Below are 15,244 nucleotides of genomic sequence, written 5' to 3'. Positions count from 1 at the left end.
CAGGTCCGTTTCCCGTCATCGCGACCTATGGCCTTCCAAAAAGAACCACCCCACACCCACGGCAGCGTCGGCTCGAGCGCCGTGGTGCTGGTCAACCTCGGCACGCCGGACGCGCCCACGCGCCCGGCGGTGCGGCGCTATCTGAAGCAGTTCCTGTCCGATCCGCGCGTGGTGGAAATCCCGCGCGCCGTCTGGTGGTTCATCCTCAACCTGGTCATCCTGCCGTTCCGCTCCGGCCAGTCGGCCAAAAAATACGCGTCGATCTGGACCCGCGAGGGCTCGCCGCTCAAGGTCAACACCCAGGAGCAGGCGCTGCTGCTGCGCGCCGCGCTGGGCGAGCGCGGCCACGACAACGTCACCGTCGCCATGGCCATGCGCTACGGCTCGCCGTCGCTGCCGGACGTGCTGGCCCGCCTGAAGGCCGACGGCTGCGAGCGCGTGGCCATCCTGCCGGCCTATCCGCAGTACTCCGGCACCACCACCGGCTCCATCTACGACGCCGTGTTCGCCCACTACCGGCAGATCCGCAACCTGCCGGAACTGCGTTTTGTGCGCAACTATCACGACCACGACGGCTATATCCAGGCGCTGCAGGAATCCATCCTGGCGCACTGGGATATGCACGGCCGGCCGGAAAAACTGGTGCTGAGCTTCCACGGCGTGCCCAAGCGCACCCTGCTGCTGGGCGACCCCTACCACTGCGAATGCCTGAAAACGGCGCGCCTGCTGGCGGCCAAGCTGAAACTCGCGCCGGACCAGTACCTGGTCACGTTCCAGTCCCGCTTCGGCAAGGCCGAGTGGCTGCAGCCCTACACCGCGCCCACCGTGCAGCAGCTGGCGCGCGACGGCGTGCGCCGGGTGGACGTGATCTGCCCCGGCTTCACCAGCGACTGCCTGGAAACCCTGGAGGAAATCGCGATGGAGGTGCGGCACGACTTCATGGCCGCCGGCGGCAAGGAATTCCACTACATCCCCTGCCTGAACGCCACGCCCGGCTGGATCGCCGCCCTGGCCGAGATCGCCGAACAGCACATGATAGGCTGGCCGACCATGATGGCCCAGCCGCAGCGTGATGCCCTCAAGAAAGAAGGCGAAGCCGCGCGCGCGGCCGCCCTCAAGCTTGGTGCGGAAAACTGACAGTCGCCCGGCCGGTGCTGTTCAAGTGATAATCAGCACTTGCCGGCGGTGAGTGCCAGCCTGTTACAATACCCGGTCTTCGGGCGGCAACTACTGTAGTAATTCGGAGTAGCAGATCCAGGCGACGGCCAGAACGATGTAGGCCACGATGGACGCTGCGATGAGTGGCAACTTCATGATGCGCTCCCCACGCTGTACGGTTGGATGGACGGCGGCGCCGTCCACGTCCTCCATTAATTACATAGTAGCTGCTGCGGTGCGGAAAAATATCTCTCTTGTGAGTCAGTTTGTAACGGCGCTGCGGCTACTGCACGCAACGCCGCGCGAATAACCCTTGAAAAGGTAGGTTATAGCCCCACTTGCTGCCCGTGCCGTATCAAGTAATGTCTAACACACGATTTGTAGGAGTCTTTCAGATGCAAGATCAGGAAAATCAAGCAGTCCCTAATCCCGAGGCGGAAGCAGCGCCGGCGCAGCCATCGACTCCCGCCGACGGCGCCGCTCCTTCGCTGGAAGAGCAGCTGGCCGCCACCGAGGCGCGCCTGGCTGAAATGCACGACGCCTTCATGCGCGCCAAGGCCGACGGTGAAAACATCCGCCGCCGCGCCCAGGAAGATGTCGCCAAGGCGCACAAGTTCGCCGTCGAGAGCTTCGCCGAGGCCATGGTGCCGGTGAAGGACAGCCTGGAAATGGCGCTGAAAGTGGAAGCGCCGACCCTGGAATCGCTGAAGGAAGGCGTGGAAATGACGCTGAAACAGCTCAATTCGGCCTTCGAAAAGAATCGCCTGCTGGAAATCATGCCGCTGCAGGGCGACAAGCTGGACCCGAACAAGCACCAGGCCGTGGCAGTCGTGCCGGCCGAGCAGGAAGCCAACACCGTGGTGTCGGTGCTGCAAAAGGGTTATATGATCGCCGACCGCCTGCTGCGTCCGGCCATCGTGACCGCTGCGCAGGCGAAGTAAATAGTAAGAGTTGCTCAGCGCAAGCACTTGAAATCACACAGCATTTCCCACATATAAGAAGCATCTGAAACTTAGCAAACAAGGAAAATAAATCATGGGCAAAATTATCGGTATTGACCTGGGAACCACCAACTCCTGCGTTTCCATCATGGAAAACGGTCAGCCTAAGGTAATCGAGAACGCGGAAGGCGCGCGTACCACGCCATCGATCATTGCTTACCAAGATGACGGCGAAATCCTGGTCGGCGCGCCGGCCAAGCGCCAGGCGGTCACCAACCCGAAGAACACCCTGTTCGCGGTGAAGCGCCTGATCGGCCGCAAATTCGAAGAAAAAGAAGTGCAGAAGGACATCGCGCTGATGCCTTACCAGATCACCAAAGCCGACAACGGCGATGCGTGGATCGGCGTGCGCGACAAGAAACTGGCGCCGCCGCAGATCTCGGCCGAAGTGCTGCGCAAGATGAAGAAAACGGCGGAAGACTACCTCGGTGAAGAAGTCACCGAAGCCGTGATCACCGTGCCTGCCTACTTCAACGACTCGCAGCGCCAGGCCACCAAGGACGCCGGCCGCATCGCCGGCCTGGACGTCAAGCGCATCATCAACGAACCGACCGCGGCCGCACTGGCCTTCGGCCTGGACAAGACCGACAAGGGCGACCGCAAGATCGCCGTGTACGACCTGGGCGGCGGCACCTTCGACGTGTCCATCATTGAAATCGCGGACGTGGACGGCGAGAAGCAGTTCGAAGTGCTGTCGACCAACGGCGACACCTTCCTGGGCGGCGAAGACTTCGACCAGCGCGTGATCGACTACATCATCGACGAATTCAAGAAGATCAACGGCCTGGACCTGAAAAAGGATCCGATCGCCCTGCAGCGCATCAAGGCTTCGGCCGAGCGCGCCAAGATCGAACTGTCGTCGTCGCAGCAGACCGAAATCAACGAGCCGTACATCGCCATGGCGAACGGCGCGCCGGTCCACCTGAACCTGAAGATGACCCGCGCCAAGCTGGAATCGCTGGTGGAAGAGCTGATCAACGCCACCATCGAGCCATGCCGCACCGCCATCAAGGATGCCGGTGTGAAAGTATCGGACATCGACGACATCATCCTGGTCGGCGGCATGACCCGTATGCCCAAGGTGCAGGAAAAGGTCAAAGAGTTCTTCGGCAAGGATCCGCGCAAGGACGTCAACCCGGACGAAGCCGTGGCCGTGGGCGCCGCGATCCAGGGCTCGGTGCTGTCGGGCGACCGCAAGGACTTGCTGCTGCTGGACGTGACCCCGCTGTCGCTGGGCATCGAAACCCTGGGCGGCGTGATGACCAAGATGATCCACAAGAACACCACGATTCCGACCAAGTTCTCGCAAGTGTTCTCCACCGCCGACGACAACCAGCCTGCGGTGACCATCAAGGTCTACCAGGGCGAGCGCGAAATCGCGGCCGGCAACAAGGGCCTGGGCGAATTCAACCTGGAAGGCATCCCGCCGGCATCGCGCGGCACGCCGCAGATTGAAGTGACCTTCGACATCGACGCCAACGGCATTCTGCACGTGGGCGCCAAGGACAAGGCCACCGGCAAGGAAAACAAGATCACCATCAAGGCGAACTCGGGTCTGACCGAGGACGAGATCCAGAAGATGGTGAAGGACGCCGAGCTGAACGCGGAAGAAGACAAGAAGGTCAAGGAACTGGCCGAGTCGCGCAACCAGGCCGACGCGCTGGTGCACTCGACCCGCAAGTCGCTGACCGAATACGGCGACAAGCTGGAAGCGGGCGAGAAAGAGAAGATCGAAGCGGCCATCACCGAGCTGGAAGGCTCGATCAAGGCCGGCGACAAGGCCGACATCGACGCCAAAGTGGCAGCGCTGTCGACCGCGTCGCAGAAACTGGGCGAGAAGATGTACGCCGACATGCAGGCGCAGCAAGCCGGCGCCGCGGGCGCCGAGGGCGGCCAGCAGCAGGCCGGCGGCCAGCAAGAGTCCAAAGCGCAGCAGGACGACGTGGTGGACGCCGACTTCAAAGAAGTCAAAGACAGCAAGTAATTAGCGTCCCTCAGAGTCCCCGGCTGCGGCCGCAAGACTGACGCCGAGCCGTGCATCCCTGCAAAGGGGCCGGCTCGGCTTTTTCGCATAATCAGTACCAGTAAATACAGCAAGGTGCCTACAACATGGCAAAGCGTGATTTTTACGAGATCCTCGGGGTCGCAAAGAATGCGTCCGAAGACGAGATCAAGAAGTCCTATCGCAAACTGGCGATGAAATACCATCCGGACCGCAATCCGGACAGCAAGGAATCGGAAGAGAAGTTCAAGGAGGTCAAAGAGGCCTACGAGATGCTGACCAACCCCGAAAAGCGCGAAGCGTACGACCGCTACGGTCACGCCGGCGTGGACCCGAACATGGGCGGCGGCGGCGGCGGCGGTTTCGGCGCGGGCGGCTTCGGCGATGCCTTCGGCGACATTTTCGGCGACATCTTCGGCGGCGGCGGCCGCGGCCGCAGTTCCGGCCCGCAGGTCTACCGCGGCGCGGACTTGCGCTACAACCTGGAAATCACGCTGGAGCAGGCCGCGCACGGCTTCGACACCACCATCCGCGTGCCGTCCTGGGACAAGTGCGACACCTGCCACGGTTCCGGCGCCAAGCCGGGCACCGCGCCGGTGACGTGCTCGACCTGCGGCGGCCACGGCCAGGTGCGCATGCAGCAGGGCTTCTTCAGCATCCAGCAGACCTGCCCGAAATGCCACGGCACCGGCAAGATCATCACCGACCCTTGCTCGCCTTGCGGCGGCGCCGGCCGCATCAAGCGCAACAAGACGCTGGAAGTGAAGATCCCGGTCGGCATCGACAACGGCATGCGCATCCGCTCGTCCGGCAACGGCGAGCCGGGCACCAACGGCGGGCCGCCGGGCGACCTGTACGTGGAAATCCACATCAAGCAGCACGCGGTGTTCCAGCGCGAGGGCGACGACCTGCATTGCGAAATGCCGATCTCGTTCGCGCGCGCGGCGCTGGGCGGTGAAATCGAAGTGCCTACGCTGTCGGGCAAGGTGTCGTTCACCATTCCCGAGGGCACCCAGTCGGGCAAGACCTTCCGCCTGAAGGGCAAGGGCATCAAGGGCGTGCGTTCCGGCTATCCGGGCGACCTGTTCTGCCACGTGGCCGTGGAAACGCCGGTCAAGCTGACCGACAAGCAGAAGGAACTGCTGCGCGAGTTCGACCGCGCCACGGTGGAGGGCGGCTCCAAGCACAGCCCGCAAAGCAAGACCTGGCGCGACAAGGTGAAGGACTTCTTCGAGTAAGTCGGCAAGAAGTTGGCAATAAGGCTGCAATAAGCGTCATTGCCTGGCGCAGATGATGCGCCGCACCAAATCAGGTAACATAGCACTATCCCGGACCGCCCCTTGCCACCCCGGCAAACGGGCGGTCTTCGCACGTATGAGAGGACATATGAGTGAACAAAACGTAAGCGGCTCCCCGTTGGCGGACCTGCTGGTCAACAACCGCGCCTGGGCCGATTCCATGGTCCAGCGCGATCCTGAATTCTTCAAGCGCCTGGAGCAGCAAGCCTCGCCGGAATACCTGTGGATCGGCTGTTCGGACAGCCGCGTGCCCGCCAACGAGCTGCTGGGCCTGGCTCCCGGCGACGTGTTCGTCCACCGCAACATCGCCAACGTGGTGGTGCACTCCGACCTGAACTGCCTGTCGGTGCTGCAGTTCGCCATCGAAGTGCTGAAAGTGAAGCACGTCATTGTCGTCGGCCACTACGGCTGCAAGGGCGTGCACGCCGCCATGACCGGCACCCGCGTCGGCCTGGTCGACAACTGGCTGCGCCATGTGAACGACGTGGCCCAGAAGCACGAGCGCTACCTGGGCGACGTGCTGCCCTCGCGCGAACGTGCCGAGCGCATGTGCGAGCTGAACGTGGTGGAGCAAGTGGTCAACGTGTGCCAGACCACCATCGTGCAGGACGCGTGGGACCGCGGCCAGCCGCTGACCGTGCACGGCTGGGTGTACGGCCTGAAGGATGGCCATCTGCACGACCTGGAAATGACCGTCAGCGCCGGCCACGAACTGGCCGGCCGCCTGGCCAGCCGCCTCGGCAAATACGCTGCCATCTCGTAAGGTCCCGCAGGGCGGCTACTTGCGTTTCGTGGAGCCGCTCGCGAACAGTTCGATCTTCCGGGTCGGCCCCGAGACGATCAGCAGATCGGCGGCTTGCACGTCGGTCTCGGGGGTGGCATGCTGAAAATCCGTGTGGGCGCGCTTCACGCCCACCACGGTTACGCCGTACTGTTCCCGCACCGCCGACTCCCGCAGCGTCTTGTTGAACGTTTGGGGTGGCGCGTGAATCTTGGCAATGGCGAAGCCGTCGTCAAATTCGATGAAGTCGATCAGTCGCCCGGTGATCAGGTGGGCCACCCGTTCGCCCATGTCGGCCTCGGGTGTAATCACGTGGTGGGCGCCCATGCGCTTGGCCAGCTGGCCGTGGTCCTGGTCGAGCGCCTTGACCCAGATGTCCTTGATGCCCAGTTCGGTGAGCACCATCAGGGTCAGCAGGCTGGCCGCGATGTCCCCGCCTATCGCCACGATGGCGTGCGCGAAGTCGGCGGCGCCCAGCTGCAGCATGACGCTTTCCTTGGTCGAATCGGCCTGGACCGCGTGCGTGAGCTTGTCCGCCCATAGCTGGACCCGCTCGCTGTCCTTGTCGATGCCCATGACATCGTGGCCCAGCCTGATCAGGGACTGGGCCACGGAACTGCCGAACCGGCCCAGGCCGATCACCAGTACGCTGTCGCCGGAAGAAAACGCGAACTGCTCTGTGAAAATTCTACCCAACAATTGGATGCTCCTCAGGATAGCGGTATGGCATGCGCCGTTCGCCCAATACCAGCGACGTTGCCAAGGTTATGGTGCCTATTCGTCCCAGGTACATCAGGATGATCAGCATGATCTGCCCCGCTGCCGGCAGCTCGGCGGTGATGCCGGTGGACAGTCCCACCGTGCCGAAAGCGGAGATGACTTCGAAAATGATGCGGTCGGTCGATGCCTGGCTCACCTGCAGCAGTACCATGGTGCCGATGACAACCATGATACTGCCAAGCACCAGGACCGTGATGGCCTGGCGCTGCGCGGAGGCGCCCACGCGCCTGCCGAAGGCTTCGCTGTCCGGATTGCCGCGGATTTCGGCCAGTACCAGCAGGAACAGGATCGCCACGGTGCCCACTTTGACGCCGCCGGCCGTGCCGGCGCTGCCGGCGCCGACGAACATGAGCAGATAGTGCAGCGCCCACGTCTCCCGGCTCGCCAGGGCCAGGTCGATCGAGTTGAACCCGGCGGTGCGCGCTGACACCGACGTGAACGCGGCAGACAGGATCTTGTCGGGAGGCGCCATGGCGCCCAGCGTGCCGGCATTGCTCCACTCGAAGTACAGCACGCCGCAGAACCCCAGCAACAGCAGGATGAGGCTGCCAAGCAGGGTCAGCTTGGTGTGCAGCGACCAGCTGCGCGGCGAGCGTATCTTGTCGCGCAAGTCGAACAGGACGGGAAAACCTATGCCCCCGAGAAAGATGGCAAGCATCAACGGCAGCAGTATCAGGGCGTCCGGGGCATACCGCATCACGCTGTCCGGGTGGATCGAAAAGCCGGCATTGTTGAAGGCGGAGACCGAGTGGAACAGCCCGCTCCATGCCGCTTCGCCCCAGCCCAAGCCATAGCGGAAGTGGAAGCGCAGGGCCAGCACCAGCGCCAGGATCAACTCCGAGGCGACGGTCACGGCCAGCACCAGCTTGGCCACGCCGGCGACGTCGCCCAGACCCAGCGAATGGGTTTCCGTTTGCGTAATGAGCTTTAGCCGCAGCCGCGGCGAGCGGTTGACCATCAGGCCCATCAGGGTCGCTGCCGTCATCATCCCGAAGCCGCCAACCTGGAACAGCAGCATGACTACGCCTTGCCCGAACGGCGACCAGTAGCTGCCTGTGTCGACCACCGCCAGTCCTGTCACGCACACAGCGGAGACCGAGGTGAACAGCGCGACAAGCAATGGTGCCGCTTCCGCCCCGGCGCGGCAGACCGGCATCATCAGCAGTAGCGTGCCGACAACAATCGCCAGCAGAAATGCGAATGCCACTGCTCTTGCAGGGTGTAACAGACGTTGTCTTATCATTGTTGTTGGTTTGCCTAGCAGTGGGGCCAGCAGCGGCGCGGCCAGCGAGCGCCGGTGTCGCCCGGGATTGTACTATGGCGCTTTGGCGCAGGCTTGCGCTGTCTGTCCAGTGCCCGCCGCGCCGATGCGCCACCGTCGCCAAGCCCGCCGCTGACCCGCGCTTGACCCGCCGATATTCGGCGCTCCGTGCCTGCCTGCGCTATACTGTGTTTATATACAGTATCGAGGGCAGCAAATGGAGCTCACCGACAAGCTTGAAATCCTGGCCGACGCCGCGAAGTACGACGCCTCCTGCGCCAGCAGCGGGGCGCCCAGGCGCAACTCCGTCGGCAAGGACGGCCTGGGCGCCAGCACCGGCATGGGCATCTGCCACAGCTACACGCCGGACGGCCGTTGCGTCTCGCTGCTGAAAATCCTGCTCACCAATTTCTGCATCTACGACTGCCAGTACTGCGTCAACCGCCGCACCTCCAACGTGCCGCGCGCCCGCTTCACGGTGCAGGAAGTGGTCAAGCTCACGGTCGATTTTTACCTGCGCAACTACATCGACGGCCTGTTCCTCAGCAGCGGCATCATCCAGTCGGCCGACTACACCATGGAGCAGCTGGTGGCCATCGCCCGCGAGCTGCGCGAAACGCACCAGTTCCGCGGCTACATCCACCTGAAAACCATCCCCGACGCCGATCCCGCCCTGATCGCCGCCGCCGGCCGCCACGCCGACCGGCTCAGCGTGAACATCGAGCTGCCGTCGCAGGACAGCATCGCGCGCCTGGCGCCGGAGAAAAACGTGCAAACCATCAAGCTGGCCATGGGCGCCATCCGCCTGCGGCTGGACGAAAAGGCCGAAGAGCCGAAAGCGCCCGCCTTCGCCCCGGCTGGGCAGAGCACGCAGATGATCGTCGGCGCCGACGCCAGCGACGACAAGCACATCCTGGGCACGGCCGAAACGCTGTACAGCAGCTACAAGCTCAAGCGCGTGTACTACTCGGCCTTCAGCCCGATCCCGGACAGCCCGAAAAGCGTGCCGCTGGCGCCGCCCCCCATGCAGCGCGAGCACCGCCTGTACCAGGCCGACTTCCTGCTGCGCAGCTACGGCTTCCAGGTCAGCGAACTGCTGCCCGGAGACGGCATGCAGCCCAGCAACCTGGCGCTGGACATCGACCCCAAGCTGGCCTGGGCGCTGGCCAACCGCGAGCATTTTCCGATGGACCTGAACCGCGCCGACCTGGCCATGATCGCGCGCGTGCCCGGCATCGGCCTGCGCAACGCGCAGCGCATCGTCGAGCTGCGGCGCCTGCGGCGGGTGCGCTACGCCGACCTGTCGCGGCTGCGGTGCAGCATGAAAAAGATCGCCCCCTTCATCATCGTGGCCGACTACGCGCCGGCGCGCGACAGCACCCCGTCTGAGACGTTGCGCCGCGCCATGGCCGAGGCGCCGCAGCAAATGAATCTGTGGCCGGAGCTGCAGGCGGCGTAATGGCCGGTTTCGCTCAACCCATTGTTGTGGCCGGCTTCGACGAGTGGCGCGCGGCGGCGCGCCGGCTGATCGTGCGCCGCGTGCCGCCCGAATCCGTACAATGGAGCTCACCTGGAGGCGGCGGCGACTTATTCGGCGCCGTGGCCGGCCCGGCTCCCGTGCCCGGTACTGCCGATCAGCCCGTTGCGCCCGCGATAACGCGCGCAGCTGTTGGCGTTGCCGCCGCCTCGGTTACCGCGGCGCCCGCTGCGTGCGCATCGTCCGCATCGCCTGCCGACTCCGCCTTGCCCGCCATGCGCATTCCGCGCGAGCTGATGGAGCTGCTGCAAAGGGCCGCCTGCTATCGCGCGGAAGACCGCTGGGCCTTCCTGTACAAGATCCTGTGGCGCTGGCAGCAAGGCCAGCGGGAGGTGATGTCGATGGCAGACGAAGACGGCAACCGCTTGCACGGCATGGCGCGCGCCGTGCGCCGCGAAGAACACGACATGCACGCCTATTTGCGCTTCCGCGAACGGCCGGCGGGCGAGGGCGCGCCGCGCTTCGTTGCCTGGTTCGAGCCCGCGCACGACGTGCTGCCGCAGGTGGCGCAGCATTTCGCCGCCCGCATGGGCCGCGCCACCTGGCTCATCGCCACGCCGGAGGCCACCGTGCTGTGGGACGGCGCCGCGCTGCACGCCACCGGCCCGCTCGCGCGCGGCCCCGCCGACATCGAGGACGCCGGCGAAGCGCTGTGGCTCACCTACTACCGCAGCATCTTCAACCCCGCGCGCCTGAACCCGGACGTGATGCATGGCCATGTGCGTTCGCGCTTCTGGAAGAACATGCCGGAAGCGGCGCTGGTGCCAGAGATGGTGTCGCAAGCCGCCGCCGGCGCGCGCCGCGTGGGGCAGGCCAGCGCCGTGGGCCGCCGCAGCGGCGCCACCATCCCCATCGCGCCCGAGAAAGCGCAGCCCGGGCGCCAGCAGCCGCACACGCTGGACGAATGCCGCCGCTGCGAGCTGTGGGAGCACGCCACGCAAGCCGTGCCGGGGGAGGGCGCGCGGAAGGCGCGCATCATGCTGGTGGGCGAGCAGCCCGGCGACCAGGAGGATCTACAGGGCCACCCCTTCGTCGGCCCGGCCGGCGCGCTGCTCGACCGCGCGCTGGCGCAGGCCGGCGTGGAGCGCGGCAAGGTCTACGTCACCAACGCCGTCAAGCACTTCAAATGGGAACCGCGCGGCAAGCGCCGCCTGCACAAGACCCCGGCGCAGAAGGAGATCCTGGCCTGCCATTACTGGCTGGAGGGCGAGCTGGAGCAGGTCGCCCCGCAAGTGGTGGTCGCGCTGGGCAGCACCGCGCTGAAAGCCGTGCTCGAAGACAGCCACGCCGCGCTGAAAGACTACATGGATCAGCCGGTGCAGCATGCAGGCCGCTGGGTGGTGGCCACCTACCACCCCGCCTTCGTGCTGCGCGTCCCCGGCGCCGACGAAAAAGACCGCGCCCTCGCCGCCATGGTCGCCGCGCTGCGCGCCGCTGCGAAAATCGCATATGAATAGCCGATAAGCTTCGTTTTCTTCATGAAGGGAGCGGCATAGACTGGGGGCATATTCAACGCAAGGACCAGTGCCATGTCTGCCGTTCTCAGTCCCCTTCAAACTTTCGACATCAAGGTTTTCGACGCGCCGCTCGGGGCGGAAGTGACGCAGCTGGATCTGTCGCAACCGCTCGGCAACCGCGACTTCCAGCGCCTGCACCGCGCGCACCTGGACCACCACGTGCTGGTGTTCCGCGACCAGCGCATCACGCCGCAACAGCAGGTGGCGTTCAGCCGCCGCTTCGGCCCGCTGCAGATCCACGTGCTGCGCAATTTCCAGCTGGCCGAGGCGCCCGAGGTGCTGGTCATTTCCAATATCATCGAGAACGGCCAGCCCACAGGGCTGGGCGACGCGGGCCACTTCTGGCATTCGGACCTGTCGTACAAGGACAAGCCTAGCCTGGGCTCCATGCTGCACGCGCAGGAGCTGCCGGAGGAGGGCGGCGACACGCTGTTCGCCAATATGCACCTGGCCTACGAAACGCTGCCGGTGGCCTTGCGCCGCGCCGTCCAGGGCCTGCGCGCGGAGCACAGCTATCTGGCGCAGTACGAGGAGCTGCGGCGCCGCAATCCCTTCCGCCCGCAGCTGACGCAGGAACAGATCGATGAAGTCAAACCGGTGCTGCAGCCGGTGGTGCGCGTGCACCCGGAGACGGGCCGCCGCGCGCTGTTCGTCAGCGAGCACTTCACGACGCGCATCGTGGGTTTGCCGGAGGACGAGAGCAGGGCCCTGCTGGCGGAGCTGTTCGCGCACAGCGTCAAGCCGGAACACATCTACCGCCACCAGTGGCGCCCGCACGACATGGTGTTCTGGGACAACCGCTCGCTGATGCACCTGGCGGCCGGCTGTCCGGCGCACATGCGCCGCAAACTGTACCGCACCACCATCGAGGGCGACGTCCCGTTCTGACCATACCTGGAGCAAGCATGAGTAAATTGAAGTTCATCGCCGCCGCCGCCGCCGCCGCGCTGGGCCTGAGCGCGCAGGCGCAGGCCGAAGGCCGCATCCGCATCGCCGAGCAGTACGGCGTCACCTATCTGCTGCTGAACATTGCGCAGGACCAGAAGCTGATTGAAAAGCACGGCAAGCAGCTGGGCGTGGATATCGCCGTGGAGCGCACGCTGCTCTCCGGCGGCGCCGCCATCAACGACGCACTGCTGTCCGGCAGCATCGATATCGCCAGCGCGGGAGTGGGCCCGCTGCTGACGATTTGGGACCGCACCAACGGCAAGCAGAACGTGCGCGGCGTGGCGTCGCTGGGGAACTTCCCCTACTACCTGGTCAGCAACAACCCCAAGGTGAAGACCATCGCCGACTTCACCGAGAAGGACCGCATCGGCCTGCCGGCGGTGGGCGTGTCGGTGCAGTCGCGCATCCTGCAGATGGCGGTGGCCAAGCAGTGGGGCGACAAGGAGTTCAACCGCCTGGACAAGCTCACGCAAACGCTGCCGCATCCGGACGCGGCGGCGGCGGTGATCGCGGGCGGCACGGAGATCAACGCGCACTTCGGCAATTCGCCTTACCAGGAGCAGGAGCTGGCGCAGAATCCGAACGCGCGCATCGTGCTCAATTCCTATGATGTGCTGGGCGGCCCGAGTTCGTCGACGGTGCTGTACGCCACCGAGAAGTACCGCAACGAGAATCCCAAGACCTACCGCGCTTTCACGGCCGCGCTGGCGGAGGCGGCGCAGTTCGCGACCGCCAATCCGGAGGGCGCGGCGGATGCGTATCTGCGCGTGAGCAAGAGCAAGGTGGACCGCGCGCTGCTGCTGAAGATTATCAAGAACCCGCAGGTGCAGTTCAAGGTGGCGCCGCAGAACACCTACGGGCTGGCGCAGTTCCTGCACCGCGTGGGCGTGCTGAAGAACCAGCCTGCCAGCTGGCGCGACTACTTCTTTGAAGACCCGGCCATCGGCCAGGGCGGATAGGACGACCATGAGCCAGCAGCCGCAATTGCACGCCGTGCCGAAATGGCACACGCTGCCATCCGCCGGGCATCAGTCCACTGCGCAGTCCACCGCGCACTCCAGCGTGCAGCCCGCCGCGCAGCCCGCAGTGCAGCCGCTGCTGCGCGCCGAGGGCGTCAGCCTCGAGTACCGCAGCCGGGCGCACACGGTGCGCGCCACGCACGACGTCAGCTTCGACGTGTATCGCGGCGACCGCTTTGTGCTGCTTGGGCCATCGGGCTGCGGCAAGTCGTCGCTGCTGAAGGCGGCCGGCGGCTTCCTCGCGCCGAGCGCGGGCAGCATCAGCCTTAACGGGCAGGCGGTGCAGGGACCGGGGCCGGACCGCGTGGCCGTGTTCCAGGAGTTCGACCAGCTGCCGCCGTGGAAGACCGTGAAGCAGAACGTCATGTTCCCGCTGCTGGCTTCCCGCAAGCTGAAGCGCAACGAGGCCGAGGAACGCGCCATGCACTGGATCGCCAAGGTGGGCCTGGCCGGTTTTGCGGACGCGTATCCGCACACGCTGTCCGGCGGCATGAAGCAGCGCGTGGCGATTGCGCGCGCGCTGGCCATGCAGCCGGAGGTGCTGCTGATGGACGAGCCCTTCGCCGCGCTGGATGCGCTCACGCGCCGCAAGATGCAGGAAGAGCTGGGCCGCCTGTGGGAAGAGGCGCGCTTCACGCTGCTGTTCGTCACACACTCGATAGAAGAGGCGCTGGTGGTGGGCAACCGCATCCTGCTGCTGTCGCCGCACCCGGGGCGCGTGCGGGCGGAGCTGAACAGCCACCAGTTCGGCCTGCACAGCACCGGCAGCCCCGAGTTCCAGGCCGCCGCCAACCGCATCCACCGTTTGCTGTTCGACGAGGACGCATCCGCCGCGTCCGACAGCGCCGCCTCGGCCACCGTTGCCGCAGCGCCGGCCGAAACCTCCATCTCCGCCGCCGCGATTGCGATCGCCAGCGCGGCGGGCCTGCCGGCGCCGGTCACGGCTGCAGCGCCTGCTTTGCCGCTGGACGTCTATGACGCCGTGGACGCCATCGGCCGGAGGCTCGCGCTATGAGCCTGCTGCTGGAACCGCCGATCCGCCAGGAATTCGAATACGCCGCCGCGCCGCCGGCGCCGGCCAGCGTCACGCGTCCGCTGCCGCTCGCGCAGCGCGTGTGGCAGCAGGACTGGCTGCGCAAGGCGCTGATCCTGCTGGCGCTGGCCGCCGGATGGGAAGCCATCGCGCGCTGGCAGAACAACGACCTGCTGCTGCCCACCTTCCTGCAAACCGCCCAAGCCTTCATCGGCGGCATCGCCAGCGGCGAACTGCTGGAGCGCGTGCGCGTATCGCTCAGCATCCTGCTGCAAGGCTATGTGCTGGGCGTGATCGCCGCCTTCGCGCTGACCGCGCTGGCCGTCACCACCCGCCTCGGGCGCGACCTGCTGGAAACGCTGGTCGCCATGTTCAACCCCTTGCCCGCCATCGCGCTGCTGCCGCTCGCGCTGCTGTGGTTCGGCCTGGGCAATGGCAGCCTGCTGTTCGTGATCGTGCACGCGGTGCTATGGCCGCTGGCGCTGGGCGCCTACGCCGGCTTCCAGGGCGTGCCCGAAACGCTGCGCATGGCCGGCCGCAACTACGGCCTGCGCGGCCTGCCGCTGGTGGTGCAGATCCTGGTCCCGGCCGCGCTGCCTGCGATAGTGTCCGGCCTGAAGATCGGCTGGGCCTTCGCCTGGCGCACGCTGATTGCCGCCGAGCTGGTGTTCGGCGTCTCGTCCGGCAAAGGCGGGCTGGGCTGGTACATCTTCCAGAACCGCAATGAGCTCTACACGGACAAAGTCTTCGCCGGCCTGGCCGCCGTGATCCTGATCGGCCTGCTGGTCGACAGCCTGGTCTTCCGCACCCTCGAACGCGCCACCATCCGCCGCTGGGGCATGCAACGCTGAGTACACGCTGGCGAAAAATTGTTTACTATGCCTGTTCCCTCATTCAGGAGAAGGCTCC

The 15,244-nt window shown here is 65.5% G+C and carries 13 protein-coding genes; 11 read left to right on the top strand and 2 right to left on the bottom strand.

What is annotated here, in order from left to right:
• The first annotated feature begins 27 nt into the window (after nucleotides 1-27).
• The 5 genes from hemH to can all read left to right on the top strand — a co-directional run bounded on the left by hemH (nucleotide 28) and on the right by can (nucleotide 6,222).
• The gene (hemH, locus tag AC56DV_RS07165; RefSeq protein WP_496313598.1) at nucleotides 28-1,137 is read left to right on the top strand and encodes a ferrochelatase; all 1,110 of its coding nucleotides are present in this window, start codon (nucleotides 28-30) and stop codon (nucleotides 1,135-1,137) included.
• A gap of 416 nt (nucleotides 1,138-1,553) precedes the next feature.
• Nucleotides 1,554-2,099 (top strand): nucleotide exchange factor GrpE, encoded by a 546-nt coding sequence (grpE, locus tag AC56DV_RS07160; protein WP_496313597.1) that lies wholly within the window; start codon nucleotides 1,554-1,556, stop codon nucleotides 2,097-2,099.
• Nucleotides 2,100-2,193: 94 nt separating this feature from the next.
• Nucleotides 2,194-4,143, top strand: a complete 1,950-nt coding sequence (dnaK, locus tag AC56DV_RS07155; RefSeq protein WP_496313596.1) for a molecular chaperone DnaK — start codon at nucleotides 2,194-2,196, stop codon at nucleotides 4,141-4,143.
• Between the two features lie 125 nt (nucleotides 4,144-4,268).
• Nucleotides 4,269-5,399: a molecular chaperone DnaJ gene (gene dnaJ, locus AC56DV_RS07150; protein ID WP_057152868.1), complete on the top strand. Its 1,131-nt coding sequence runs from the start codon at nucleotides 4,269-4,271 to the stop codon at nucleotides 5,397-5,399.
• A 148-nt stretch (nucleotides 5,400-5,547) separates the two neighbouring features.
• The gene (can, locus tag AC56DV_RS07145) at nucleotides 5,548-6,222 is read left to right on the top strand and encodes a carbonate dehydratase (RefSeq protein ID WP_496313595.1); all 675 of its coding nucleotides are present in this window, start codon (nucleotides 5,548-5,550) and stop codon (nucleotides 6,220-6,222) included.
• A gap of 15 nt (nucleotides 6,223-6,237) precedes the next feature.
• Here can and AC56DV_RS07140 read toward each other — a convergent pair whose 3' ends face one another.
• Together AC56DV_RS07140 and AC56DV_RS07135 are read right to left on the bottom strand one after the other, a co-directional pair.
• Nucleotides 6,238-6,939 carry a potassium channel family protein gene (locus tag AC56DV_RS07140; protein WP_496313594.1) on the bottom strand — a complete coding sequence of 234 codons (702 nt, stop codon included), beginning with the start codon at nucleotides 6,937-6,939 and terminating at the stop codon, nucleotides 6,238-6,240.
• Complete coding sequence (locus tag AC56DV_RS07135) at nucleotides 6,929-8,227, bottom strand: TrkH family potassium uptake protein (protein ID WP_496313593.1); 1,299 nt, start codon at nucleotides 8,225-8,227, stop codon at nucleotides 6,929-6,931. Before AC56DV_RS07135 ends, AC56DV_RS07140 begins: the two co-directional genes overlap by 11 nt.
• A gap of 271 nt (nucleotides 8,228-8,498) precedes the next feature.
• Here AC56DV_RS07135 and AC56DV_RS07130 point away from each other — a divergent pair, with 271 nt between their 5' ends.
• The 6 genes from AC56DV_RS07130 to AC56DV_RS07105 all read left to right on the top strand — a co-directional run bounded on the left by AC56DV_RS07130 (nucleotide 8,499) and on the right by AC56DV_RS07105 (nucleotide 15,186).
• Complete coding sequence (locus AC56DV_RS07130) at nucleotides 8,499-9,740, top strand: putative DNA modification/repair radical SAM protein (RefSeq protein ID WP_496313592.1); 1,242 nt, start codon at nucleotides 8,499-8,501, stop codon at nucleotides 9,738-9,740.
• Entirely contained in the window at nucleotides 9,740-11,275 is a 1,536-nt protein-coding gene (locus AC56DV_RS07125; RefSeq protein WP_496313591.1) for a UdgX family uracil-DNA binding protein, read from the top strand. The genes AC56DV_RS07130 and AC56DV_RS07125 overlap by 1 nt, the downstream gene beginning before the upstream one ends.
• A 72-nt stretch (nucleotides 11,276-11,347) precedes the next feature.
• Nucleotides 11,348-12,223 (top strand): TauD/TfdA dioxygenase family protein, encoded by an 876-nt coding sequence (locus tag AC56DV_RS07120; RefSeq protein WP_496313590.1) that lies wholly within the window; start codon nucleotides 11,348-11,350, stop codon nucleotides 12,221-12,223.
• A gap of 17 nt (nucleotides 12,224-12,240) precedes the next feature.
• The gene (locus AC56DV_RS07115; RefSeq protein WP_496313589.1) at nucleotides 12,241-13,242 is read left to right on the top strand and encodes an ABC transporter substrate-binding protein; all 1,002 of its coding nucleotides are present in this window, start codon (nucleotides 12,241-12,243) and stop codon (nucleotides 13,240-13,242) included.
• Nucleotides 13,243-13,249: 7 nt separating this feature from the next.
• On the top strand, nucleotides 13,250-14,317 hold the full coding sequence (locus AC56DV_RS07110) for an ABC transporter ATP-binding protein (RefSeq protein ID WP_496313588.1): 1,068 nt from the start codon (nucleotides 13,250-13,252) through the stop codon (nucleotides 14,315-14,317).
• Nucleotides 14,314-15,186 carry an ABC transporter permease gene (locus AC56DV_RS07105; protein ID WP_496313587.1) on the top strand — a complete coding sequence of 291 codons (873 nt, stop codon included), beginning with the start codon at nucleotides 14,314-14,316 and terminating at the stop codon, nucleotides 15,184-15,186. The genes AC56DV_RS07110 and AC56DV_RS07105 overlap by 4 nt, the downstream gene beginning before the upstream one ends.
• Nucleotides 15,187-15,244 lie beyond the last annotated feature (58 nt).

This window comes from Massilia sp. BGA-UO-ETr-WB1 (assembly GCF_059567845.1).
Note: the sequence above shows the minus strand (reverse complement) of the source record. Positions and strands in the feature narration are given on the sequence as shown.

Excerpts from the sequence above, each read along its gene's own strand:
- hemH (WP_496313598.1), top strand. The coding sequence starts at position 28 with ATGGCCTTCCAAAAAGAACCACCCCACACCCACGGCAGCGTCGGCTCG.
- grpE (WP_496313597.1), top strand. The coding sequence starts at position 1,554 with ATGCAAGATCAGGAAAATCAAGCAGTCCCTAATCCCGAGGCGGAAGCA.
- dnaK (WP_496313596.1), top strand. The coding sequence starts at position 2,194 with ATGGGCAAAATTATCGGTATTGACCTGGGAACCACCAACTCCTGCGTT.
- dnaJ (WP_057152868.1), top strand. The coding sequence starts at position 4,269 with ATGGCAAAGCGTGATTTTTACGAGATCCTCGGGGTCGCAAAGAATGCG.
- can (WP_496313595.1), top strand. The coding sequence starts at position 5,548 with ATGAGTGAACAAAACGTAAGCGGCTCCCCGTTGGCGGACCTGCTGGTC.
- AC56DV_RS07130 (WP_496313592.1), top strand. The coding sequence starts at position 8,499 with ATGGAGCTCACCGACAAGCTTGAAATCCTGGCCGACGCCGCGAAGTAC.
- AC56DV_RS07125 (WP_496313591.1), top strand. The coding sequence starts at position 9,740 with ATGGCCGGTTTCGCTCAACCCATTGTTGTGGCCGGCTTCGACGAGTGG.
- AC56DV_RS07120 (WP_496313590.1), top strand. The coding sequence starts at position 11,348 with ATGTCTGCCGTTCTCAGTCCCCTTCAAACTTTCGACATCAAGGTTTTC.
- AC56DV_RS07115 (WP_496313589.1), top strand. The coding sequence starts at position 12,241 with ATGAGTAAATTGAAGTTCATCGCCGCCGCCGCCGCCGCCGCGCTGGGC.
- AC56DV_RS07110 (WP_496313588.1), top strand. The coding sequence starts at position 13,250 with ATGAGCCAGCAGCCGCAATTGCACGCCGTGCCGAAATGGCACACGCTG.
- AC56DV_RS07105 (WP_496313587.1), top strand. The coding sequence starts at position 14,314 with ATGAGCCTGCTGCTGGAACCGCCGATCCGCCAGGAATTCGAATACGCC.